The following is a 24,064-nucleotide window of genomic DNA, read 5'->3' on the forward strand; positions in this document are numbered from 1 at the left end:
CAAAAGCATTTAGGAGAAGCAATGCAAAAGTTTTCTATAGTGGCTCGGATTAGTGTTGCTTTAGCCTGCATAGTGTCATTAGCTATTGCCACTATTTTAGTGTCTTATTGGCTGTCAGATAAACTGGATAGCCATGCCCAAGCTATTAATACGGCTGGCTCATTACGAATGCAAACTTACCGTTTAGGCTGGTTAACGGTTGAGCCAAATAATCCGCAACTTGAAGCGGCGATTGAAAATATCCAGTTAAGTTGGCACAACGCGATTTTTAAACGAGTGATTCAAGATAACGCTGAAATTACCCCGCTGTATAATCAAGCAGAGCAGCAATGGCAGCAGTTATTACCGGTATTAAGTCAGCTTAATTATAGCGATTTAACTATGCAGCTTGAGCAACACATTAAACAGTTAAACGAATTAGTGCTGGCGATACAGCATGATGCCGAGCATAAAGTGAAAACCTTACGCTCTGTTCAATTAATTGCGTTGCTTTTAACGGTTATGTTGGCGTTAATAATTACTCATTGGTTAAAAGTGAAGGTTGAGCAGCCATTAATAGAATTAACGCGGGCGGCAAGACGAATTGGTCATGGCGATTTTACGGTTAGAGTTAGGCCTCAACAGCCGGATGAATTAGGGTTACTGGCTGAAACTTTTAATAAAATGAATGATGCTATTGGCCATATGTATGGCAACTTAGAGCAACGAGTTGATAAACAAACTAAAAAATTACAACATCAAAATACCCGATTAAATTTTTTATATACCATTTCACGGCGCATGAGTGAAAGTGTGCCGCAACATAAAGATTTTCAACAAGTAATAGATGCACTAAAAAGCATAACTCAGTTAGATAATATCGAATTATGCTTAGTTACCGAGCAAGGACAGCAGCCTTATTTTCAGGTGCAGCCTGGTGCTAATGAAATTGATCCTTGTCAGGAGTTAGACTGCAGTGATTGTTTATCAACTAAAACGATTAAAAACTGCGATAACTTATTAATTTATAATTATCCGTTAAACCGAGACAAGCGTAATTTTGGTGTTTTAGTTGCCCGTAAAGAAAGTAATCATGCGTTAGAGCAATGGCAGCAGGACTTATTAAACTCGGTAGCAGATTTAATGGCTATAGCATTAAGCTTAAAGACCGAAGAAGAGCAAATTAGGCGCCTAGCCTTAATGCAAGAGCGAACGGTAATTGCCCGTGAGCTGCATGACTCGCTTGCCCAAGCGCTGTCATATTTAAAAATTCAAGTCGCGCGGTTAAATAAAGCGTTAGTTAAACAAGATCAAGCAACGATAGATGACGTTAAAATTGAACTAAAACAAGGATTAGATTCTGCTTATCGGCAGTTACGTGAATTACTGACAACCTTTAGGTTAAAAATTGATGGCACTGGCTTATTAGATGCGTTGCACACTACAGTTAAGCAGTTGATGGAGCAATCATCATTACTAATTAAATTAGATTATCAATTAGTTAGTGTGCCCTTAGCGCCAAATGAAGAGGTGCATCTATTACAAATAATCCGTGAGGCCAGCCAAAACGCCATTCATCATAGCCAAGGTAGCTTATTGCAAATTACTTTATTACAACAAAGCGACAAGTCTATTTACTTAGCTATAGAGGATGATGGGGTAGGCATAGATAGCTCACCCGAAAAACTAAATCATTATGGCTTAGCTATTATGCAAGAGCGAGGCAAGCACCTAGGTGGTGAATTAACGATTAAACGCCGAGAGAAAGGCGGAACCGGCGTTTATTTTAGCTTTGTGCCCAGTTATTGGCAGGAGCAAAATGTAAGTTAAACAAAACGGCGCTTTGATTTTATAAACAGAGCGCCGTTTTAGTTTCTGGCTGAAAATATTCGCTTTTTATATAAGATAGCTAATGACTAAGGATTATAAAACTCGCCATTTTTACGTAGGTAATAAAACCAGTTAACTAACAGACATAAACCATAGAAGATAGCAAAACCTATCATGGCATATTCAGGAGTAGTGGCTTTTATCTGCTCGCCTAATACTTGTGGAATATAAAAAGCACCATAAGCGGCTACTGCTGATGTCCAGCCTAATACAGGGCCCGCTTGTTCTTTAGGAAACACGACAGCAATAGTTTTAAAGGTTGAGCCATTTCCAATACCACTGGCGGCAAATAAGCCTAAAAATATTAAGAAGAATGGCACAAAGTATTGCTCTGGCGTTTCAGATTGATAAGCCAATTTCATGTAGTAACCGGCACCTAAGGCACAGGCAATCATAATTGCTGAACAAATTTGCGTTACTAAAGCACCACCTAGCTTATCTGCAATCCAGCCACCAACAGGGCGAATCAAGGCTCCAATAAAGGGGGCAATCCAAGCATAAGTTAAGGCACTTGGCCCATTAGGGTTGGTAGTTTCATGGGTCATTACACCGTCAACCATAATATGGCTATAGCCAAATATTACTTTAATTGACAACGGGAAAGCTGCCGCAAAACCAATAAAAGAACCAAAGGTCATAACGTATAAGACACTCATTACCCAAGTATGCTTGTTATTAAAGATCCGGTATTGCCGATCAAGGCTAGTGCGAATAGCGCCAGGTAACAGTTTTAACAACATAACCGTGCCAAATAATACCGCTAATAATACAATTTCTTTAGGTATGCCAAAACCAGAGCCATTAGCCGCCTCTGGTAAAATTAACCATAAACCAATAATTGACGTGAAAAAGCCTATGCCCAGCATGGCTAAAATAATACTGAAAGCCGTAATAGCTTTAGGCAATTTGGGTGTGACTTCTTCAGTATGGATATTGTTAGTAGCAAACCACAGTAAAAAAGCTAAAGGAATTAAAGTAATTAACCAAGCAAAACCCGAGTTTTGGATCCAGGTTTCTGTGCCGGCTGGAATGGTACCCGTTACTGTGCCACTAGGTTTAAGTAGTGTCATAGGCTCGCCACCGCCTAACAAACTAAAGACACCATAAGACATAAACAGAGGCACTAAAATTTGCACCGTAGTGACACCAAAGTTTCCTAAACCTGCATTTAAACCTAAAGCTAAACCTTGTTGTTTTTTAGGATAAAAAAAGCTGATATTAGACATTGATGAAGCAAAGTTACCGCCCCCGATACCGGATAATAAAGCCATTAATTGAAACACCCATAGTGGCGTATCAATGCTTTGTAGCGCTAACCCAGTGCCTACGGCAGGTATAAGTAGCATAGTTGTGGTTAGAAATAAGGTATAACGACCACCGCATAGACGGACAAAAAAGCTAGAAGGGATCCGTAAGGTTGCACCAGTAAAACCGGCAATAGCGGTTAAGGTAAATAACTGGGCTGTAGTAAATGGGTAACCCACGTTTAGCATTTGAACGGTAACAATACTCCATAGCATCCAGACACCAAAGCCGCAGAGTAAGCTAGGGATAGAAATCCACAAGTTACGACTAGCAATGGCTTTACCTTGGGTTTGCCAAAAGCTCTCATCTTCAGGCAACCACTTTTTTAGGTCAGACATAACAAACTCCTTAAAGGAACAGCAATATAATTACCTGAACTATGAAGTGATGTTGCTAATGCAGCAATGCGCCTTGAGAGTTAGTTAATTAACTCGCTTGAGTTGTTAGGGTTACTCCTAAGGGGGTAGTTTTAGTTAGTGGTAAATAAAAATTAAATTAAAAACAATGACTTATAAGTGTTGTTTTTAATGCTATAGTAAAGGCTTTAGTAAAGTATCCTGTAAGATAAGTTTACTTAATATGATTTATATCAAAGTTTCAACGTCGTTAATGTAAGCTAATATAGCGAAAAACTTTGTAACGCTTTGGAGTATCACTATGTCGGAACAAATGGCCAGCATAATGCTAGTTGATGATCATCCTTTATTACGCAAAGGTATGAAACAATTGCTGACGATGGAAGAGGGAATTGAGGTTGTAGCTGAAGCAAGCAGCGGCGTTGAAGCAATCAAAATAGCGGTAGACTTAGATCCAGATTTAATTATTCTTGATTTAAATATGCAAGGCATGGACGGTATTGAAACCTTAAAAGCCATGCGTGATGAGGGAGTAAGCTCGCGGATTGTTATGCTTACCGTATCAGATGCAGATGAAGATGTTGTTAATGCCATTAGTAATGGCGCTGATGGTTATTTACTCAAAGATACTGATCCTGACGTTTTACTAGAAAATATTAAACGTGCTTTAGAAGGTAAAATGGTGTTAAGTGAAACTATTACCCAAGTACTAGCAACCGCCTTGCGCAGACCAAGCGTTAAACCAGTAGCAGAACTAAATAGTTTAACTAATCGTGAATATGAAATTTTAAGCCTAATTGCCAAAGGTATGAGCAATAAAGTGATAGCCCGTGAGTTATCTATTTCAGATGGCACAGTAAAAGTGCATGTTAAGCATTTATTGAAAAAGTTAGGTTTACGCTCACGCGTAGAAGCCGCTGTGTGGATGGTTAATCAGCAAGGAGCAAAATAGTGTCAGCGAATCAATTCAATCAACAGAAGCCATTAATGCCAATTGCTGAGGCGCTATCGACTATGCTGGCCTTAGTTCAACCAATAGCTAATACTGAAAGTGTTAATATTTTACAAGCCTTAGATCGGGTATTAGCTGAAGATATTATTTCGGCAATAGATGTTCCAGGTTTTGATAATTCGGCTATGGATGGCTATGCCTTTCGTGCTCAAGATGCCTCATTAGAGCAACCCTTAGAACTAGTAGGAACTGCGCTCGCTGGCCAAGCTTATGCTGGAACCGTTACAGCAGGACAGTGCGTTAGAATTATGACCGGTGCTGTAGTGCCCGCGGGCGCTGATACCGTTATTATGCAAGAGCAAGTTACATTTAATGCCGATCAACAACAAATCTGTTTAACTAAGCTGCCAAAAGTGGGCGACAATATTCGCCGCGCAGGTGAAGATATTGCCAAACAACAACAAGTTTTGCCAGCGGGTAAGCGCTTAACTGCGGCTGATATTGGTCTATTAGCCTCTTTGGGTATTGCTGAGGTTATAGTAAAACCCAAACTTCGAGTGGCTATTTTATCTACCGGTGATGAGCTAACGCCACCAGGCCAGCCATTAGAAGCCGGCCATATCTATGACAGTAATCGCTATGTTATGCATGCTATGTTGCAGCGTTTAGGGGTGGATATTATTGACCTTGGCTTACTGCCAGATGATCCTGACACTATAGAAACAGCCTTTAAACAAGCGATGTTGCAAGCGGATGTGTTGATTACCAGCGCAGGGGTATCAGTAGGTGATGCCGATTACACTAAGCAAATTTTAGTGAAATTAGGTGAAATTGATTTTTGGAAGGTAGCGATAAAGCCAGGCAAACCTTTTGCATTTGGCAAGCTAGAAGACTGTTGGTTTTTTGGTTTACCGGGTAACCCTGTTGCGGCAGTAGTAACCTTAGAGCAGTTAGTGCAGCCAGTATTACGTAAAATAGCTGGCGAAACTATGTCTGCTATACCTGAGTTATTAACCGCAACCTGTGAAGTGGCACTGAAAAAGCGCCCTGGCCGTGCTGATTATCAACGTGGCTGGTACTGGCAGCAAAATAGCCAACTTTTTGTTAAAACCCTAGGTAGCCAAAGTTCAGGTATGTTGACCTCTATTGCTAACGCTAATTGTTATATTGTATTACCCCAAGACGCTGGCTCTTTAGAATCAGGCAGCACAGTGGATATTCTGCCTTTTTCAAGCATGTTGCGTTAATTTGCCAGCTAAAAGTGCCATTTTTCAGGATAATATATGTTTAAACGGCTTAGTATTAAATTAGCAACAGTACTTATTAGCGGTAGTCTTTTATTATCTACAGCTGTTATGGCTGAAAATACTAATATTGCAGCTGCGGCCAGTTTACGCTTTGCACTTTCAGATATAGTGGCACTATTTAAAAAACAACACCCTGAATATTCGGTACAAGTAACTTATGGCGCTTCAGGTAAACTTAGCCATCAAATTATCAATGGTGCGCCTTTTGATTTATTTTTATCAGCAGATATGCAGCGACCTTTACAGCTTGAAGCTGCTAAAGTTACAGCTTCGCCTATTCAAGCTTATGCTTTAGGCCGAATTGTTATTTGGCAAGCGGATGAAACAGCTCCAGCGTTAACTTTGGCTGATTTAATCCGCCCTGAAATACATAAGTTGGCTATAGCGCAACCGGCTCATGCCCCTTATGGTAAAATGGCGCAGCAAGCGCTAGAAGCTGCAGGTATTTGGCAACAAGTGCAAACAAAACTAGTCTTTGGTGAAAATATTGCCCAAACAGCGCAAATGACCCAATCAGGTGCGGCTGATGCGGGCATTATTGCGCTATCTTTAGCTAAAAACCCTAATATTACTCGCGATAACTATTCTTTAATTGATGCAAGCCTACATCAGCCGTTATTACACGGCTTAGTGTTAACTAAGTCTGGTGCTAATAACCATGCAGCCAAATCTTTTGCTAACTTTATGCAAAGCGCTGCAGCGGTAGAAATTTTACAACAACATGGCTTTGAACGGCCTTAATCTTACCCTAATTATATACCTCTTTTGCCTTAGTCATTAATGTAGCCTTGTTGATATACATCAATAATTAAAACTATACAGGCGCTAAACTAGCGCCTTATTTTTGTTTGTGGGCGCTTTGTTATGTTTAAACCTGAATTACTCTCGCCAGCGGGTAGCTTAAAAGCTATGCGGGTGGCTTTTGCTTATGGTGCCGATGCGGTATACGCCGGCCAGCCACGTTATAGCTTACGAGTGCGTAATAACGAATTTACGCTGGCAGAATTAAAAATAGGCATAGAAGAAGCGCATCAGCAAAATAAAAAATTCTATGTGGTGGTTAATATTGCCCCACACAATAGCAAGCTTGGCCGTTTTGTTGCCGATATGGCCGCTGTGGTAGCGTTAAAGCCAGATGCGTTTATTGTTTCTGATCCTGGCGTGATTTATTTACTGCAGCAAAATTTTCCTAATATAGCTTTGCATTTGTCTGTGCAAGCCAATACCGTGAACTGGGCGGCAGTGAAATTTTGGCAGCAACAAGGCGTAGAGCGAGTGATAGTATCGCGGGAACTGGCTATTGAAGAAATAGCTGAAATACGCCAACAAGCACCTGATATGGAAATTGAAGTTTTTGTGCATGGTGCTTTATGTATGGCTTATTCAGGCCGCTGCTTACTATCGGGTTATATTAATAAACGGGATCCAAACCAAGGTACTTGCACCAATTCCTGCCGTTGGCCTTATAGCGTGCAAATGGCTGAAGAAGACGAAGTAGGCCAGTTTAAACCTATTAGCACACCGGCATTAATTGAAGAGCAAGGCCGACCTGGTGAACTAATGTCATTGGATGAAGATCTTCATGGCAGCTATATTTTAAATTCTAAAGATTTACGTGCCGTACAGCATGTCGAAAAACTAAGCGCCATGAAAGTGCATTCATTAAAAATTGAAGGGAGAACAAAGTCTGTTTATTACGTGGCGCGTACCGCTCAGGTTTATCGTCAAGCTATAGATGATGCTGCGGCAGGTAAAGCCTTTGATACTAGTTTATTAGATCAATTAGAAGGCATGGCAAATAGAGGCTTTACCGAAGGCTTTTTACGCCGTCATGTGCCGCAAGATACCCAGAATTATGGCACTAGTCATAGTCAGGGCGAGCAGTTATTAGTTGGCGAGTTTATTGGTCAGCAAGATAACCAAGGTTATGCCTTAGTTGAGGTTAAAAATCGCTTTGCTATTGGCGATAAGCTGCTATTGATGACACCTAGTGGCAATCTTAGCTTTACTTTAACCGGTTTAAAAGACAGCCAATATAATGACATTTTACTTGCGCCTGGCTCTTGTTATAAATTATTAGTGAAGCTGCCTGAACCGGTCGATTTAGCTTTTGCCATGCTAATTAAGTACGCTAATCATATTGAGCAGCCCTTAGAAACTAGAGTCGGGTAAGGTAAGAAATTCAATTTCTTGCTCTGTCGAGCAGCGGCCTAAGATCTGGTTACGATGCGGATAACGGCCAAAGCGATCTATGATAACTTTGTGTTTAAGCTCTGCCTCATAACGGAAGGGCGCATAGTGTTTAAATAAGGCTTCTGCTTGAATGTGAATTGGCCTAGATTCGCTATGCATATAGGGCATAAGCAAAAAACCGCACTCTTGGTCATTAAGTTCGGCTAGTAGATTCGCAGCGACAACTTCTTGCGCTAAAACTAACGCCATAGGATCTTGAGCAAAAGCTAAAGGTGTGTCGCGATAAATATTGCGTGAAAACTGATCTAAGATAATTATCTCAGCTAAGCGCCCCTTTGCTGTGCTGCGCCAAGTGTATAATTCGCCAGCAGAAGCTTGTTGTAATAAACTTAAATAGCGCTTCTTAAGCAAAGCATCAAATGCAGGATCAAACTTCTTCCATTGATCTGGATCAATTTCGTTAAACCAAAATGTAAGTATTTCTTCTAACATTCGTTACCTTATTCATTGCCAGACATTGAGTCTAATTCTTAGTAAAGACTAATGATTGTGGCCTATAACTAGATAAATAACTACCGCTTAATATGGCTGTTACCACTATTTAATATAAGCATAGCGGCGATATTGTTGATAGAGATCAAGGCAAGCTGCTACTAATCTGTTTAAATAGACTGCTCTATCCCATTTAGGAGTAATTAAGCTTGCCAGCACTAATAGAGGTATCCTGTATCAATTGTGACATGTGCGTGCCTGAATGCCCAAATGATGCTATTAGTATGGGCGCAGTGCATTATCAGGTGACTGCTGAGCTTTGTACTGAATGTGAGGGCTTTTATGATAAGCCTACTTGTATTGCCGTTTGCCCTATAGATTGCATTGAGCTAATTCCAGCTTAGTTAGTAGTTATGTAACTAACTTTTTACCTATCTAGTTGAAATATAATTGTTGAACAGTCGTTCTACTGCCAATTAAGGTAACATAGGCTTATTCTGAGCCTTTATTTAGGCTTAAAGCCCTTTATATAGCGCTGTTAGCTATACATTTAATTGGAGACTAGAATGACATTTTCTCGCTATATCGCGCTAATTGGATTTACTGCAAGTTTAAGTCAGGCTGCCTTTGCAGCTGATAAAACACCAGAAGTGATTGAGTTTTTACAAAAGCAAGGCTTAGAGGTAGTAGATACCTTTAAAACTGATGCTGGCTTAACAGGATATGCAGTGACGGTTAATGGTCGTGCCTTAAGTGTCTATTTAACACCTGATAATAACTATGCTTTGATAGGCAATTTAATAGATGCCAAAGGTAATGACCTAGGGGCCGCTGCCATTCAGCGCTTGATCTCTGGCCCTGCAAATGACAAAGCTTGGCACTTATTAGAAAAATCTAATTGGGTTGCAGATGGTAAAGATAGCGCGCCACGCATTATTTATACTTTTACTGATCCTAATTGTCCTTATTGCCATAAGTTTCGTGAAGCTGCGGCTGCCGAGATAGCGGCAGGTACAGTGCAATTGCGGCATATTATGGTTGGTATTATTCGCCAAGATAGCCCATCTCAAGCTGCTAATATTTTAGGCTCGTCTGATCCGGTCAAAACCTTATTGCAACACCATACAATGTTAGGCAAAGGTGGTATTAAGCAAGATCAAACTGCGATTAAAAATGGCCATGCTGCTGTTAATAATAATACGCAGTTATTACGCCAATTAGGTTATTCAGCAACGCCAACCAGTTTTTATAAAGATGAAAACGGTCAAGTGATTAGCGTGCAAGGCTTACCTAGACCCGATGCGCTGAATAAAATGTTAGGTAAATAATGATAGCCGTTAATCTTGGGCCTTTAGCCTTGCCAGTATCTCCTTTATTAATGTTAATAAGTGTCATTATTGGTTTTACGGTGACCTCATTAGTTGCTAAAAAAGCAGGTGAACAGCATAAGGAAAGTGCTTCTAATGCTTTATTTATAATATTGCTAACAGCCTTAGTTGTGGGGCGTTTCGTTTTTGTGCTGCGGTTTGCCGATAGCTATGACAGCTTTTGGCAAATGCTGGATATACGCGATCGCGGTATTGATTATATGGCGGCCTTATTTAGCGCAATAGTCGTGCTATTTATTCAATTAAAGCAGCGTCAGCTGCGCAAAGCCTTGTTATCTGGCGTAATAACTATGATAGCGTTATTTACGCTTTTTACTTTAGTCATCACAGCAGGTCAGGCGCAAGCTGTGCTGCCCGATACGAGTTTTATGCAACTAGACGGTAAAAAAGTAAAGATAACTGATATTAGTCAACAGCGGCCTACCGTAGTTAATTTATGGGCTAGCTGGTGTCCACCTTGCCGGCGTGAAATGCCTGTTTTGCAAAAAGCTGAACAGCGTTATGCTGATATTAGCTTTATTTTACTTAACCAGCGCGAGCCAACCGCCACTGTAGAACACTTTTTACAGCAAAATGGTTTAAGCTTTAAGCATGTATTGTTAGATAATAAAGGCGATATGGCAACCGCTATGGCCGCCTTTGGTTTACCTATAACTTTGTATTTTGATGCCAATGGTCGCTTAGTTCATAGCCATATGGGCGAGTTATCAGCGGCTAGTTTGCAACAAAGTATTGAGCAGTACTTAAAATAGCTAAACACTAAACACGCGCTTAGTGCAGAGCAACGGCTTTAATTTGTACATATAACGGCATATTTATGGCAAGTTTTAGCCGCTGTGCTGATTGTTTAGTAATTAAGGCTTGTAGCGGTTGTTGTTCAACCTTTAGCTGCACTAATACTTCGGCAGGGTGCTCGGCATCACGCAAACCGGTAATAGTAGCTTGTAGCTGATTATTCACCGAGCTGTGTTCTAAAGGTTGTAAACTCAGGGCGACATCTCTAGCTTGAATGCGCAGCCTGCAGCTATTTTGCTCAGGCAGTTGAGCGCTAGTTTGCCCTTGCTGGCTTAATGGCTTTGGTACTTGTAATTGCTGCTTACCTAATTGCAAACTTAACAAGTTAGGATCTTGGTTAGGCTTAATTTGGCAGTGCAAAACAGACATAGCACCAAAGGCAGCAAACGGAGCTAAGTTTAGCTGTTGCTGTAACTCCCCTTGGCTAATGACTTGGCCTTGATCAACAAGCACTATATAGTCAGCTAGTTGCACTATATCTTCGAGTTGATGGCTGACTAATAACATAGGAATTTTGCATTGCTGGGCAACCTGCTGCAAATAAGGCAATATTTCTTGTTTACTGGGGCCGTCTAATGCGGTTAAGGGCTCGTCTAACAATAATAGCTGTGGGCTAGTTAATAAGGCGCGTCCTAAGGCAATGCGTTGGCGCTGACCGCCTGATAGCTGGGCTAAATCTAGGGCGAGTAAAGGCTCAAGTTGCAGCATAATTATTACCTGCTCTGGCTGTAACTTTTGTTGGGCTTTAGGTGTGCGTTTATAGCCGTATAATAAATTATCTCTTACCGATAAATGGACCAATAAACTGGCTTCTTGAAACACCATGCCAAGACGGCGTTTATGGATAGGCACTGAGGCTCTACCCTGCAGCCAGTTTTGCTGTTGAAAACTAATCTGGCCTTGGCTGTTTGGCTCTAAGCCGGCAATAGCACGCAGTAAGCTGGTTTTACCACAACCTGAACGACCAAAAATAGCCGTTACGCCTGTGCTGGGAAGTTGGCAATTAACTTGCAGCATAAAATGCCGCCGCGGCAAGCTAAAATTTAAATTAATCATAATCTTACCAATGAAAAGCGGCGCTGAGCAGTATACACCAGCGATAACACTATAAAAGCGGCGATCAACATACCTAACGACAAGGTATGGGCAGCGGCATAATCCATTGCTTCGGCATAATCATAAATTAACACTGATAACACTCGGGTTTCGCCAGGAATACTGCCCCCCAACATTAAAATAACGCCAAACTCACCTAAAGTATGAGCGAAACTAAGCGTCGTGGCGACAATAAAACCACCACGACAAAGCGGCAAGGTTACAGTGAAAAACCTGTCGAGTTTACTCGCGCCTAAACTGGCCGCAACTTCAAGCGGCCGGCGGCCCATATCCCGAAAGGCTTGCAATAAAGGCTGCACAGCAAAGGGTAAAGAGTAAACAACCGAGGCAATTAAAATACCGGTAAAGCTAAAAGCTAAATGGTTTAAGCCTAAACTTTGTAAGGTGCCGCCAACAGCACCATGCGGACCAAGTAGCATTAGCATATAAAAGCCTAATACAGTAGGGGGTAATACTAAGGGAAGGGCAACAATAGCTTGTACTGCTATACGCAACTTACTATGGCCGGAAGCCAACCAAGAGGCGATAGGGGTGGCGATAATTAATAAAATTAAGGTGGTATAACTACATAACTTAATGGTTAGCCAAATAGCCTGCCAATCGGCTGCGGTTAACTTAGTTAAGCTAAGCTCCATATTTACCTATCCCTTGCGGTTACTGTATTCGCTACTATCACAACTACTAGTACAAGCTACCAGCGTTTAATGGCAGCTTGATCACTGGCTTTGGCGGCTACCCAGTATTCTTGTTCTGTAGTGTGCTCTTTTTTCCAAAATGGCGCCGTATTTTTTAAGTAATCCATTATAAACTGGGCTGCTTCAAAAGCTGCAACACGATGTGGGCTAGTAACGCCGACAAAGACTATTTGCTCATTAGGCAATAAAGTGCCCACCCGATGAATAATACGCACACCACCAAGCTGCCAGCGCTGTTGAGCCTGCTTAGCAATATCCTCTAAGGCCCGCTCGGTCATGCCTGGGTAATGCTCTAAAGTCATGGCTTTTAAAGTGCTGTTGGCAAGTTCACGCACTAAACCGGTAAATATAACCACAGCGCCACAGCTGACATTAGTACTTAAGCTGGCATATTCATCAGCCATATTAAAATCTGCTTGTTGTACGCTAATAGATAGTGTCATGTTAGCCGCCAGTAACAGGTGGGAAAAAGGCGAGCTCATCATTAGCTTTTACTTCTGTGCTTGTAGGCACCAGTTGCTGATTTAAAGCGCATAATAAATCTGCTTGACTTAATGCGTGTTGCCAAAGACTATCTTTAGCTTGTAATTGGGCTAATACAGCGGCAATAGTTACTGTTTTTGCTGCTGAGGCATTGCTAGTTAATGAGCTTAAGTTAAATTCTAGTTGGCCGCATTGTAAGCGCTCGCGCAGGGCGGCAAAAAATAAGATCTTAATCATGGTAATACCTTTTTACTTAATTATCTTCTAACAAATAATGGCCTGACTTGCCGCCGGTTTTTTCAATTAAACGAATATCGGTTATTTGCATGGCTTTATCAACGGCTTTGCACATATCGTAAATGGTTAAAGCCGCTACCGATACTGCGGTTAAGGCTTCCATTTCAACACCAGTTTGGCCACTTAATACGCAAAGGCTTTGCAGCTTAATCTGGCCATTGGCAGCATCTAATGTAAAGTCGATACTGACTTTACTTAACATCAGCGGATGACAAAGCGGGATTAAATCACTGGTTTTTTTTGCGGCCATAATACCGGCAATACGGGCGGTGGCTAACACATCCCCTTTTTTAATTAATGCTTGTTCAATAAGGGCAACTACTTCTGGCTGGGTATTAATAGTGGCTGCAGCCCTAGCTTCACGTTTGGTGCTAACTTTATCTGATACATCCACCATGCTAGCTGCGCCATCTTTATCCAGATGAGTTAGCTGTAAATCACTATCGGCTTGGTTAAAAAAACTATCCTTCATATTAAGCTCCATTACAGCTATTAAGTGGGCTATTTTTAACGTGGGCAACAAAGTTACATGGCCCAGTGCGGCTATCTAGTTGCGGTAAAATTAACTGCTCCATGGCTAAGCGACAGGCGCCACCTGAACCTGGCATAGCAAAAATTAAGCTATGATTAGCAAAGCCCGCTAAGGCACCAGACTGCATAGCCGCCGAGCCTAATTCCGCAAAAGAAAGCTGGCGAAATAATTCACCAAAACCTGGAATAGGCGTGTCGATTAAGGCGCTAACCGTGCTAACAGTGCAATTACCCGCAGCAAAGCCGGTGCCACCGTTGATTAAAATAACTTGAATGTTTTCATCTTGGCTCCACTGGTTAAGGGTGGCAGTAATAGCCGCAATATTATTTTTATGAATAGCCCGCGCTGCAACAATGTGGCCAGCTTGCTGGCATAGGTTAGCAAGTAAGTCGCCACTAGTGTCACTTTCAGCGCTGCGGCTGTCAGATATAGTCATTACGGCAAGCTTAAGGGCGTAAAACTGATTTAATTTGGCTTTGGCCATTATCTTAACTCCAAAATAGATGGCTAATTGCTAGATTTACTCTGTTTTTGAGCAGTCTGCAAAGAACAGCTTAATGTTGTTTGTTGCTGTAAAAACGCCTGCCAGTCAGCAGGGGTATTGGTATTGAGCAACTGTGTTTCATCAATGTCGACTGAACTAGCATTTAAAGCGTTTAATAACTGCTTAATTGAACGCTGCTGTTTAGTTAGTTGTTGGCTAATAACGTGCTGTAATTGGCTGTTAATCGTTAGCAAACAGGGTAAGGGGCTTTGGTTAAAGCAGGCTGCAGCTGCGCTTTGTTGCAGTAATAGTTGTAACGCCTGAGTACTCAGTAAAGGTGTATCTATAGGCAATACTAATAACCGCTTATGCTGACAGTGCGGCAGTGCTGCTAAAATACCTGCTAAAGGCCCTTGCTCAGGTTGCAAATCTTGAATATAACCTTTTTGGTTGCGGCTAATTAAAACTTGGCTAGCTCCAGCCTGCGTAGCTAATTGCTGCATATGTTGCAATAAGCTTTGACCTGCGAATTGCAAGCAGGCTTTATCTTGGCCCATACGGCTTGATTTACCGCCAGCTAAAATTAAGACACTAAATTTACTCATTTTTTAGCCGCCAATCATAGCTAAATGGCGAGTTGAGCCGCTGTTGTCATCTAATAAATAATGGGTTTGTGCTTTGGTTAAAATAGCGGCTTGTAAAAACTGCATAACGGGCTCTGGATCGTCAGAGGCGAGTAAATGACGTAAGTTTTGATGCTGCTCGGTAAATAAGCATAAAAATAACTTAGCTTGGCTAGACACTCGTAAGCGATTGCAATCAGCACAAAAGTCTTTGCTATAAGGCATAATTAAGCCAATTTTACCTTGATAATCCGCATGGCTATATTCTAATGCTGGGCCATCAGAGATACCTTTAGCCTGTAGTTGCCAACCTTGCTCTAATAAAGTTTGTTGAATGCTGCTGCCACTTAAATGCTGCTTTTGATAAAAAGCGGTATTGTCGTTAGTGCGCATAAGCTCGATAAAGCGCAGTGATACCGGCCGGTCTTTTACAAACTGCTGAAAGTCAGGTAAAGCCAGTGCATTATGTTGCCGTAACAAAACCGTATTAATTTTTACTTGTTTAATGCCAACCGCTTTTGCATGTTCTATACCTTCTAGAATGTCGGCTAGTCTATCTTGGCCGGTTACCAAATGAAAAGTAGCTGGATCTAAGCTATCAATACTGACATTAATAGCATCTAAGCCAGCTGCCTTTAATACCACAGCATCGCGTTTTAAACGATAGCCATTGGTGGTTAAAGCAACCTTTTCAATACCAGGTATAGCTTTACAAGTCGCGATAATTTCACATAAATCTTTACGTAAAGCGGGCTCGCCACCGGTGATCCGCACTTTTTTAGTGCCTAACTTTGCAAAAGCTGTCACTAAGCGTTTAATTTCGGGTAAGGTAATTTCACCTGAGCGTGAGTTACAATCATTGCCATCGGGTAGGCAGTAGGTACAGCGAAAGTTACAACTTTCGGTGATAGAGAGCCGCAAATAGGTAAAGCGGCGCGAGAATGCGTCTACTAACATTGAATACACCTTTCCAAATAGGGGAGGTGAAGCCGTTTCCAGCAGCACCCGGTGGCATTATTGCCACGGCTTACCGTTCATACCTACAACCTATGTAGACAGGGTAGGGGTAGAGCCGGTAGCTCGGCGTGATGCATTGAGTGTAGCCTAGTCATTATGAAGTTGAAATTGCCAAAAAGGAGTGCTTATAAGCTACCTATAATGAGGTAGCTAGTAGTTTGGCAAAGCTTATGTAAGCATTTATTTAACCGCTTATTCTGTTAACTCTTTGGCTAAATAATCAATTAATAAACGAATTTTGGCTGAAAGTTGGCGGTTATGTGGATATAAAGCCCAAATGGTTTCATTGGGTATTTTATAGTTATCTAATAAGGTTATAAGTTGGCCACTATCTATGTGGGGCTGCAAATAATAATTGGGCAATTGCACTATACCTAAGCCTTTTAAAGCGGCATCGGCTAAGGCAATACCACTGTTATAGCGTAAGCGACCGCTAAGGCGAATATTGCGCTCTTTACCGCTATCAATAAAGCGCCAATAATCATTAGAGCCCATGAGGCAACTATGTTGCTCTAATTCAGATAAGCTGTGTGGCATACCGTGTTTTTTAATATAGCTAGGCGCTGCGCAGACATAGTTACTGCGTTGGCTAAGTTTTTTAGCAATAAGAGTGGAGTCGGCCAAATTACCTATGCGAATAGCTAAATCAAAACCGTTTTCAACTAAATCCATTTTTTGGTTAGTTAAAAAGGCGGTTACTTCAACCTCGGGGTATAGCTGAATAAAGTTATTTATTAGCGGTAAAATTTGTTGCTCGCCATAGGTAACAGGAGCAGTCAATTTTATAGTGCCTTGCGGTTTAGTTTGTAAATTAGTAATGGCGCGTTCGGCGGCTTCTAAACCGTCTAATACACCACGACAATGCTGATAAAATATCTGGCCTTCTTCTGTTAGCGACACTTTACGCGTAGTACGGTAAAACAACTTAGTGTTTAAGCGTTTTTCTAAGGCTGTGATTTGTCGGCTAACCTGAGCCGTTGAAATGCCAAGTTGTTGCGAGGCTTGAGTAAAGCTGTTTTTCTCAGCTACAGAAACAAATTCGCTAATTCCTTCCCACAACATTTCACTACCTTTACGCCTGTGCTGATATAAGTATAAAGTGCCAGAATTTTAGCGCTATAGCAAAGCAAAAGGCCGCTAGCAACTGTCTTAATTTTCATTATTAATCCAGTGCTCTAGCAAGGCTTTGGTTAGGCCCCATTGAGCTTGATAACCACATCCACAGTTAGTGCTAGCTATTAGTTGCACAGAAAAGTCAGGGCTGAGTTGCCAATACTGATTATGTTGATGCAAAATATTTAATTGCTGTAATTGGCTTAACTGCTCAGCAATATTTGCTTGTGGCTGATTAGGCAGCACTGTTGCTAGCCTAGCTTGGATTAAAGGCTCGTCTATATCGTCAGTATCAGCCGCTGCTGCTCTTATAGCTATGAGTAGCCAAGCTAAATCTGCAATATTTAGATCAGTATTAATGTTGTTGTGTTGTGCCATTGCTTTACCTCTTTGTTGCTTTATAAGGGCCTATTCATAACATGCCGCTTGCAATATGCTAGTATAAGCAGCACAGCCAATAAACAATGTTAACTTTATCTCTTATTATACGCTTTAAATTAGAAAGTACTAATCTAAAACTGTATCTGACTATTTTTTATATTTGCTTAGGAGTCAAAATGGCCTTATCTGAAGCAGCTAAATCTAAACAGCCCATCATGTTGTTAGTAGAAGGCACCAGCTGTGCCAGTTGCGTAGCTAAAGTGGAAAAAGCCTTACATGCGGTAGCAGGTGTAGATAAAGCAGAAATGAATTTTGCCGATCGTTCAGTGTTAGTTAGCGGTAATGCTAAGGCGACAGCACTAATTAAGGCTATAGAACAAGCAGGCTATCAAGCTAAGTTACCCGATACCGACCAAGAAGAGTTATTGCTAGAAGAAAGGCAGCAAGCGGATGCGGCTAAATATAAGTTATTGATGCGCGATACTTGGTTAGCTTTAGCCTTAGGTGTGCCGCTGATGTTATATGGTCTAATAACCAATGATATGACGGCTGATACCACTATAGAGCGCTGGTCATGGTTAGCTGTTGGTTTATTAACCTTTTTATTAATGGTATTTCCAGGCCGTCATTTCTATGTTGGTGCTTGGCAAAGTATAAAAAATCATTCTGCCAATATGGATACCTTAATAGCCTTAGGTACAGGCACGGCTTGGTTGTATTCAATGGTGGTCGTGTTAGTGCCTGAGGTAATGCCCGAGATGACGCGGCATATTTACTTTGAAGCCACCGCTATGATTATCGGTTTAGTGAATTTAGGCTTAGCGCTTGAGCTTAAAGCTAGGGGCCAAACCTCTGCCGCTATTGCCCGTTTAATTGGCCTACAAACCAAAACTGCTTTAGTTATACGTAATGAGCAAGAGCTTAGCATTAACATTGATCAAGTTATTTTAAATGACATAGTTAAAGTGCGCCCAGGTGAGAAAATTCCGGTTGACGGTGTCGTGATTGAAGGCCGTACTGCAATAGATGAATCTATGCTAACGGGCGAGCCGATGCCGGTAGATAAACAGGCTAAAGATAGCGTTTCTGCAGGTACTTTAAATAAAACCGGTACTATTTTATTTAAAGCGACCCGTGTTGGCAAAGACACGGCGCTGGCGCAAATTATTCAAATGGTAAAACAGGCACAAAATGCCAAGCCGGCTATAGGCCGCTTAGCTGATGTTATTTCTGCTTATTTTGTGCCAGCCGTTATGATTATTGCCGTTTTAACCGCACTGGCTTGGTTAAACTTTGGCACCGAGCCAAGTTTGGCTGTGATTACCGCCACCACAGTGCTGATTATTGCTTGCCCTTGTGCCTTAGGGTTAGCAACACCTATGTCAGTGATGGTAGGGGTAGGCAAAGCCGCAGAAGCGGGCGTTTTGATCCGTAATGGTGAAGCTTTACAAACGGCGTCTAAAGTACAGGTTATGTTGCTAGATAAAACTGGCACTATTACCCAAGGTAGCCCTAAGTTAACCGATATCAAATTAGCTGACGGCTTTGAGCAAGCCGAAGTATTGCAGTTAGCGGCAAGCTTAGAGTCAGGCTCAGAGCACCCGTTAGCTCAAGCTATTTTAGAGGCGGCCAAACAGCAAAATATTAGTTTAGATAAGGTAACAGACTTTAATGCCATAGCCGGCCATGGTGTGAGTGCTAACTTAGCTGGCCAAAGCTTATTATTTGGTAATGAAAAGCTAATGCGTAAGCATAATATTGATATCAGTGCCTTTATTGAACCTGCTCAAGCGTTAGCCGAGCAAGCAAAAACACCGATGTATTTTGCTGTAGCGGGCAAATTTGCTGCAATATTAGCAGTGTCAGATCCGATTAAAGAAGACTCTATCGCTGCCATTAAACGCTTACAGCATAATGGTATTAAAGTGATGATGCTAACGGGCGACAATAAAGCTACTGCTGCTGCTGTGGCTAAAGCTGTGGGCATCAGTGAGTATTTTGCCGAAGTATTACCTGAGCATAAGTCTGATAAAGTTAAAGAGTTACAGCAACAGGGCTATATTGTTGGTATGACAGGTGATGGCATTAACGACGCACCGGCTTTAGCCTTATCTAACGTTGGTTTTGCCATTGGTACTGGTACTGATGTGGCAATAGAAAGCGCGGACATTACCTTAATGCGCGGCTCACTGCACGGTTTAGCCGATGCTATTGCAATTAGTAAAGCCACTTTAACTAATATTAAACAGAACTTATTTGGTGCCTTTATTTATAACGTAGCGGGTATTCCAATAGCGGCAGGTATTTTGTATCCATTTTGGGGTATTTTGCTAAACCCTGTGGTTGCAGGCGCAGCTATGGCGCTATCATCGGTAACAGTGGTAACCAATGCTAATCGGCTACGTTTATTTAAGCCAAAACAGCATTAAAGCCAAAACAGCATTAAAGCCAGTTGCTTGCTTTGTTAATACTGGCCAACTGCTAACCTAATGCTGTTAATCAAGCTGAAGCTATTAATAACAATAGTGGTTAACTAATGACTATAACGATAGCAATGACTATGGCTATGGGGGAATAAAAAATGTGGTTAATTAATTTACTGGGTTTGGCACTGATTGGCTTAATTGTTTGGTGGTTTTGGTTATACCAGCCAAACACAGCGGCCGCTAAAAAGCAGTCTGATGCTAAGTAATAGTGCTAAGTGTTTAGTGCTAAATGTTTAGTGCTTAGTTGTGAGTTATTAGTGCGTTAGCTTAGTTAGCTAATCTTCAATAGCCAATTTTCAATAGCAAAGACATGCGGATCATCAATTTTTAATTGTCGTAGCGATTGGGCTAACTGTAATAAATACTCACTGTTTTCACCACTGGCTCCTTTAGAGCTGGCTATATGCTTAGCAATATCCTGCTCTGATGCTGGGCCTAAATAAGCGCTGTTATCTGCAGTGGCAATATAGGTTAAACCTGTACTTACTTGATTATCAGCAAAATGCAATTCGGTATTAACCCGTAAGTAGCCATTTTTCTCACGGTAATCTAATTGAGTGAAAACGCTTGGGCTAACTCTATAGGCCATTCCCTCGCAACTGGCACCTGGAGTTTCTATTAGTGTTGCTACTCGACCGGGGGCTTCTGGTGTGCCGCGATGATCATGCGAGCCTTGCCAAAATCGGCGTTGCCAATTAAATATCTTAGCTGGCCGTCGCTCTAGGTACGGAAAATCAACTTTATAAATTAAGGACCCATAACCGAACAACCAAATATCATCGTCAGTTTCGGGTAATTTTTGCATTGCATTTAGTTGGCGAGTATCCGCAGACATTTTATAACTCACTATTTTTAAACTGTATTTATTTACTTTATCATTAATAGGGCAATTTTGTTTATAATGATTAGCACTAAGCTAGTCACTTTTATATTTTATCCATTTACAATGGACGGCATCTAATAGGCCAAAAGTTTTTGATTAAATATTGTAAAATAAGCCCTTTCTAAGCGTAATTTTTTGCTGATATAACGCCTAAAACGAGCGTTTTAAAGTATAGTTGGTATACTTCTCTACCTTTGGACAAAGTATTTATTAATGTTAAATTCTAGCGCTACTATTTTGATGATCCCAGTCTCTAGCCCACAAGGCATTGGCGAATATATGCGATCATTGATTATTGCCCAAGCATTGAAGTTGCAGTGGCCTAATCTAGATATTCAATTTGTATTGAATCGCCATGCCCCTTCAGCAGCAACTTGTCCTTTTCCAGTACATTTGTTAGATAACTCAGCGACAAAAGAAACGCAAGCCGTAAAGACTTTACTGCAGCAGATTAAGCCTGATTTAGTCATTTTTGATTGCTCCGGAAGGGCAGAGCAAGCCCGTTATACTAAAAAGCTAGGTGCTAAAGTAGTTTTTATTAGTCAGCATAAAAAGAAGCGGGCTAAAGGTTTTGCTCTAAAACGGTTAATTGCACTTGATGCCCATTGGATTACTCAATTTAAGTTTGTTGATGGTGATTTAACTTTATTAGAGCGGTTAAAACTGGCTTTATTAAATAAAGCGGCGCCGATTTTTACTGGGCCAATATTTAGCCCACCGCAAGCTGAATTAGCCGCAGAATTTATTGATTTACCTCAGCAAAACTTTAGTGTCTGGGCCGCAGGTGGTGGTGGCCATACTGTGCAGGGTAAAAGTGCGACAGAAGTGTTTTACCAAGCTGCACTAGATTTAGCAACGCTAGAGCAGCCCGCTATTGTGGTTACTGGTACTAATTTTAGCGGTGAGCTAGCCAGCACCCAAGCTGTTCGAGTTGTAAAGTCGTTACCTAATCAGCAATTAATGAGTTTATTAGCGCAGGCCAAGTTTGTTGTCTCTGGTGGTGGCGATATGATGGGCCAAGCAATAGTGCTAGGTAAAAATATAGTGGCGATAGCTGTGGCCAAAGATCAACCTAATCGGGTGCGTGCTTGTGCTGAGCAAGGCTTAATTTATCGCGCAGACTTAACCACATCTAGCATTGTTCAGCAATGTCAAAAGGCCTTACAGCAGCCGCTTAGTAAAAAGTATCCAGCCGAACCTGGGTTACAATTAGTACTGGCGGATATTGCTCGATTATTACAACTGCCAACAGCAAGCTTACTTTAAAAAGGAAATATATTAATGACTAAATCTAGTTATTTTGCTGCGCTGGAGCGACATCGCAGCGTTTTTTCATTAGTTGAGCAGTATGAGCAACAAGCTCAACAGTTATTAGCTGTTGTGAGTGCAAGTTTAAAACGTGGTGGCAAGATTATTTGGATGGGTAACGGCGGTAGCGCCGCTGATAGCCAGCATTTAGCGGCTGAATTTATGGTACGTTATAAATTGGAGCGAGCGCCTTTGGCGTCTATTGCTTTAACTACGGACAGCTCAATATTAACTGCACATTCTAATGATTATGAATTTGCAACTGTGTTTTCTCGGCAGGTACAAGGGTTAGCTAAGCCAGAGGATGTGGTAATTGGCTTAACTACTTCAGGTCAAAGTGACAATATCAACTTAGCTCTTGCAGCTGCAAATGAGTTGGGCGCTTATAGCGTGGCTTTAACTGGCCGTGATGGCGGTAAAGTGAAAGATATTGCTCAGCTGCCTATTATAGTGCAGTCGGATGAAACAGCACGTATTCAAGAAGTGCATATGTTTATTGGCCATTGGCTATGTGAGGCTTTAGATTTGGAGCTAGCGTTATGATTGATATCACTAAACTAAACAACCTACCTAGTGCTAAAGTTTTGGTCGTTGGTGATGTGATGTTAGATCGCTATTTTAATGGTGATTCACAGCGGATCTCCCCTGAAGCACCCGTGCCGGTAGTAAATGTTAATAAAGTGGAAGACAAAGCAGGTGGTGCTGCTAACGTAGCGCGCAATATTGCTTATTTAAATGGTCAAGTCGGCTTGTTAGGCTTGATAGGTGACGATAGTGAAGGCCAAAGCTTAAATAATATTTTATCGGCTGTTGGCGTGCAATCTGCATTAGTAACACAAGCAGAATTACCCACTATTACTAAAATGCGGGTTATCTCGCGTCATCAACAAATTGTCCGTTTAGATATAGAGCAAAAGTTCAGCCCTGCACATAGTGACATGTTGGCAGATAAATTTATGCAGACATTTGCAGATTATGATTTTGTTATTATCAGTGACTATAACAAAGGTTCATTATATGCAGTGTCGCGGATGATCACTGCGGCTAAAGCCGCAGGCAAAACGGTCTTAGTCGACCCAAAACAAGCTGATTTATCGGTTTATCGTGGCGCCGATATTATTACACCTAATTTAAATGAATTTAAATTAGCCGGCGGTGATCCTAGTAGCGAACAAAGTATTTTGTCTTCAGCTCGTACTATTTTACAACAAAGTGGTATTGCAGCTATGGTATTGACCCGCTCAGAGCAAGGCATGATGCTAATTACTGCTGAGCACAGCCATCATTTTCCTGCCCAAGTGTTAGAGGTGAGTGATGTAACCGGAGCTGGTGATACAGTAATTGCTACTTTAGCTACTATGCTTGGTGCCGGCATGACACTAGCTGATGCAGTTGAAACAGCTAATTTAGCAGCGGGTATTGTAGTGTCTAAACTAGGCACTAGCGTTGTCTCGGTGGTGGAGTTGGCCGCTAAAGTTAACAAATATTTATTCTCGCAAGGCGATGTTTATCAAACCCCTTTTGATAAAGTATTGCAGCATATTAAGTTTGCTAAGCAAAATGGCGAACGCATAGTATTTACCAATGGTTGTTTTGATATTTTACATGCAGGCCATGTTAGGTATTTAGCTCAAGCTAAAGCCTTGGGCAATCGTTTAGTTGTTGGTATTAATACTGATGATTCTATTAAGCGCTTAAAAGGGGCTAGCCGACCAATTAATTCATTAGCCGACAGAGCAACAGTACTTGCCAGTTTAGCCAGTGTTGATTGGATTTTACCTTTTGGCGATAAAGCTAGCGAGCAAGATACCCCCTTGGAACTTATTTTAAAGGTTATGCCAGATGTATTGGTTAAAGGCGGCGATTATACGGTTGATACCATAGTAGGAGCCGAGCAGGTTATTAGTGCCGGTGGTGAAGTTAAAGTACTGCAATTTGTTGAAGGCTCTTCAACTACCGCTTTGATTAAAAAAATTCAAGGATAAACAT

General features: G+C 41.4%; 25 protein-coding genes and 1 riboswitch. Of the genes, 12 read left to right on the plus strand and 13 right to left on the minus strand.

The genetic code is table 11. The annotated features are described in order from the left end of the window. Nucleotides 1-21: 21 nt before the first annotated feature. A complete protein-coding gene (locus RDV63_RS06395) occupies nucleotides 22-1,809 on the plus strand; it encodes a HAMP domain-containing protein (RefSeq protein ID WP_313908675.1) in 1,788 nt (595 codons plus the stop codon). Between the two features lie 86 nt (nucleotides 1,810-1,895). Here the strand turns inward: RDV63_RS06395 and RDV63_RS06400 are convergent, their stop codons facing one another. Beyond that, nucleotides 1,896-3,512, minus strand: coding sequence for an MFS transporter (locus tag RDV63_RS06400; protein ID WP_313908676.1), 1,617 nt, complete (start codon nucleotides 3,510-3,512; stop codon nucleotides 1,896-1,898). A gap of 319 nt (nucleotides 3,513-3,831) precedes the next feature. Here RDV63_RS06400 and narL point away from each other — a divergent pair, with 319 nt between their 5' ends. From narL to yegQ, 4 genes are all read left to right on the plus strand, one after another. Next, complete coding sequence (narL, locus tag RDV63_RS06405) at nucleotides 3,832-4,482, plus strand: two-component system response regulator NarL (RefSeq protein WP_313908677.1); 651 nt, start codon at nucleotides 3,832-3,834, stop codon at nucleotides 4,480-4,482. Beyond that, on the plus strand, nucleotides 4,482-5,729 hold the full coding sequence (gene moeA / locus RDV63_RS06410; RefSeq protein ID WP_313908678.1) for a molybdopterin molybdotransferase MoeA: 1,248 nt from the start codon (nucleotides 4,482-4,484) through the stop codon (nucleotides 5,727-5,729). Before narL ends, moeA begins: the two co-directional genes overlap by 1 nt. Before the next feature lie 36 nt (nucleotides 5,730-5,765). Then, nucleotides 5,766-6,530: a molybdate ABC transporter substrate-binding protein gene (modA, locus tag RDV63_RS06415; RefSeq protein WP_313908679.1), complete on the plus strand. Its 765-nt coding sequence runs from the start codon at nucleotides 5,766-5,768 to the stop codon at nucleotides 6,528-6,530. A gap of 123 nt (nucleotides 6,531-6,653) precedes the next feature. Then, nucleotides 6,654-7,961, plus strand: a complete 1,308-nt coding sequence (yegQ, locus tag RDV63_RS06420; protein ID WP_313908680.1) for a tRNA 5-hydroxyuridine modification protein YegQ — start codon at nucleotides 6,654-6,656, stop codon at nucleotides 7,959-7,961. Here yegQ and RDV63_RS06425 read toward each other — a convergent pair. Continuing rightward, nucleotides 7,941-8,474, minus strand: a complete 534-nt coding sequence (locus tag RDV63_RS06425; protein WP_313908681.1) for a DUF924 family protein — start codon at nucleotides 8,472-8,474, stop codon at nucleotides 7,941-7,943. The two genes, yegQ and RDV63_RS06425, sit on opposite strands and share 21 nt — an antisense overlap. A 209-nt stretch (nucleotides 8,475-8,683) precedes the next feature. Between RDV63_RS06425 and RDV63_RS06430 the strand changes: the two genes are divergently transcribed. From RDV63_RS06430 to RDV63_RS06440, 3 genes are all read left to right on the plus strand, one after another. After that, a complete protein-coding gene (locus tag RDV63_RS06430; protein ID WP_313908682.1) occupies nucleotides 8,684-8,878 on the plus strand; it encodes a 4Fe-4S binding protein in 195 nt (64 codons plus the stop codon). Between the two features lie 162 nt (nucleotides 8,879-9,040). Next, nucleotides 9,041-9,802 (plus strand): thiol:disulfide interchange protein DsbG, encoded by a 762-nt coding sequence (gene dsbG, locus RDV63_RS06435; protein WP_313908683.1) that lies wholly within the window; start codon nucleotides 9,041-9,043, stop codon nucleotides 9,800-9,802. After that, nucleotides 9,802-10,614 (plus strand): TlpA disulfide reductase family protein, encoded by an 813-nt coding sequence (locus RDV63_RS06440; protein WP_313908684.1) that lies wholly within the window; start codon nucleotides 9,802-9,804, stop codon nucleotides 10,612-10,614. The genes dsbG and RDV63_RS06440 overlap by 1 nt, the downstream gene beginning before the upstream one ends. Before the next feature lie 19 nt (nucleotides 10,615-10,633). On the opposite strand, the gene modC is transcribed toward RDV63_RS06440, so the two are convergent. From modC to RDV63_RS06490, 10 genes are all read right to left on the minus strand, one after another. Continuing rightward, the gene (gene modC / locus RDV63_RS06445) at nucleotides 10,634-11,713 is read right to left on the minus strand and encodes a molybdenum ABC transporter ATP-binding protein (RefSeq protein WP_313908685.1); all 1,080 of its coding nucleotides are present in this window, start codon (nucleotides 11,711-11,713) and stop codon (nucleotides 10,634-10,636) included. Beyond that, on the minus strand, nucleotides 11,710-12,408 hold the full coding sequence (gene modB, locus RDV63_RS06450) for a molybdate ABC transporter permease subunit (RefSeq protein ID WP_313908686.1): 699 nt from the start codon (nucleotides 12,406-12,408) through the stop codon (nucleotides 11,710-11,712). Before modB ends, modC begins: the two co-directional genes overlap by 4 nt. A gap of 56 nt (nucleotides 12,409-12,464) precedes the next feature. Continuing rightward, nucleotides 12,465-12,911 carry a molybdopterin synthase catalytic subunit MoaE gene (moaE, locus tag RDV63_RS06455; RefSeq protein ID WP_313908687.1) on the minus strand — a complete coding sequence of 149 codons (447 nt, stop codon included), beginning with the start codon at nucleotides 12,909-12,911 and terminating at the stop codon, nucleotides 12,465-12,467. Between the two features lies 1 nt (nucleotide 12,912). Beyond that, entirely contained in the window at nucleotides 12,913-13,188 is a 276-nt protein-coding gene (locus RDV63_RS06460; protein WP_313908688.1) for a MoaD/ThiS family protein, read from the minus strand. Between the two features lie 16 nt (nucleotides 13,189-13,204). Beyond that, on the minus strand, nucleotides 13,205-13,720 hold the full coding sequence (gene moaC / locus RDV63_RS06465) for a cyclic pyranopterin monophosphate synthase MoaC (protein ID WP_313908689.1): 516 nt from the start codon (nucleotides 13,718-13,720) through the stop codon (nucleotides 13,205-13,207). Between the two features lies 1 nt (nucleotide 13,721). After that, nucleotides 13,722-14,264, minus strand: coding sequence for a molybdenum cofactor synthesis domain-containing protein (locus RDV63_RS06470; RefSeq protein ID WP_313908690.1), 543 nt, complete (start codon nucleotides 14,262-14,264; stop codon nucleotides 13,722-13,724). 23 nt (nucleotides 14,265-14,287) lie between these two features. After that, a complete protein-coding gene (locus RDV63_RS06475; protein WP_313908691.1) occupies nucleotides 14,288-14,869 on the minus strand; it encodes a molybdenum cofactor guanylyltransferase in 582 nt (193 codons plus the stop codon). 3 nt (nucleotides 14,870-14,872) lie between these two features. Further along, complete coding sequence (gene moaA, locus RDV63_RS06480; protein ID WP_409934823.1) at nucleotides 14,873-15,844, minus strand: GTP 3',8-cyclase MoaA; 972 nt, start codon at nucleotides 15,842-15,844, stop codon at nucleotides 14,873-14,875. After that, nucleotides 15,836-15,985, minus strand: a riboswitch (molybdenum cofactor riboswitch). (Overlaps the previous gene by 9 nt.) Before the next feature lie 111 nt (nucleotides 15,986-16,096). Beyond that, nucleotides 16,097-16,966, minus strand: a complete 870-nt coding sequence (locus tag RDV63_RS06485; RefSeq protein WP_313908693.1) for a LysR substrate-binding domain-containing protein — start codon at nucleotides 16,964-16,966, stop codon at nucleotides 16,097-16,099. A gap of 87 nt (nucleotides 16,967-17,053) precedes the next feature. Continuing rightward, nucleotides 17,054-17,395, minus strand: a complete 342-nt coding sequence (locus tag RDV63_RS06490) for a hypothetical protein (RefSeq protein ID WP_313908694.1) — start codon at nucleotides 17,393-17,395, stop codon at nucleotides 17,054-17,056. A 179-nt stretch (nucleotides 17,396-17,574) separates the two neighbouring features. Between RDV63_RS06490 and RDV63_RS06495 the strand changes: the two genes are divergently transcribed. After that, nucleotides 17,575-19,827 (plus strand): heavy metal translocating P-type ATPase, encoded by a 2,253-nt coding sequence (locus tag RDV63_RS06495; RefSeq protein ID WP_313908695.1) that lies wholly within the window; start codon nucleotides 17,575-17,577, stop codon nucleotides 19,825-19,827. A 328-nt stretch (nucleotides 19,828-20,155) separates the two neighbouring features. Here the strand turns inward: RDV63_RS06495 and RDV63_RS06500 are convergent, their stop codons facing one another. Beyond that, nucleotides 20,156-20,719: a gamma-glutamylcyclotransferase gene (locus tag RDV63_RS06500; RefSeq protein ID WP_313908696.1), complete on the minus strand. Its 564-nt coding sequence runs from the start codon at nucleotides 20,717-20,719 to the stop codon at nucleotides 20,156-20,158. A gap of 261 nt (nucleotides 20,720-20,980) precedes the next feature. Here RDV63_RS06500 and RDV63_RS06505 point away from each other — a divergent pair, with 261 nt between their 5' ends. From RDV63_RS06505 to hldE, 3 genes are read left to right on the plus strand one after another with little or no spacing between them, the layout of a single operon-like run. Further along, complete coding sequence (locus RDV63_RS06505) at nucleotides 20,981-22,033, plus strand: hypothetical protein (RefSeq protein ID WP_313908697.1); 1,053 nt, start codon at nucleotides 20,981-20,983, stop codon at nucleotides 22,031-22,033. 15 nt (nucleotides 22,034-22,048) lie between these two features. Beyond that, nucleotides 22,049-22,618, plus strand: a complete 570-nt coding sequence (locus RDV63_RS06510) for an SIS domain-containing protein (protein ID WP_313908698.1) — start codon at nucleotides 22,049-22,051, stop codon at nucleotides 22,616-22,618. Then, nucleotides 22,615-24,060, plus strand: coding sequence for a bifunctional D-glycero-beta-D-manno-heptose-7-phosphate kinase/D-glycero-beta-D-manno-heptose 1-phosphate adenylyltransferase HldE (gene hldE, locus RDV63_RS06515; RefSeq protein ID WP_313908699.1), 1,446 nt, complete (start codon nucleotides 22,615-22,617; stop codon nucleotides 24,058-24,060). The genes RDV63_RS06510 and hldE overlap by 4 nt, the downstream gene beginning before the upstream one ends. Nucleotides 24,061-24,064 lie beyond the last annotated feature (4 nt).

Origin of the sequence: Rheinheimera sp. MMS21-TC3 (assembly GCF_032229285.1) — a bacterium.
Lineage (GTDB): Bacteria > Pseudomonadota > Gammaproteobacteria > Enterobacterales > Alteromonadaceae > Alishewanella.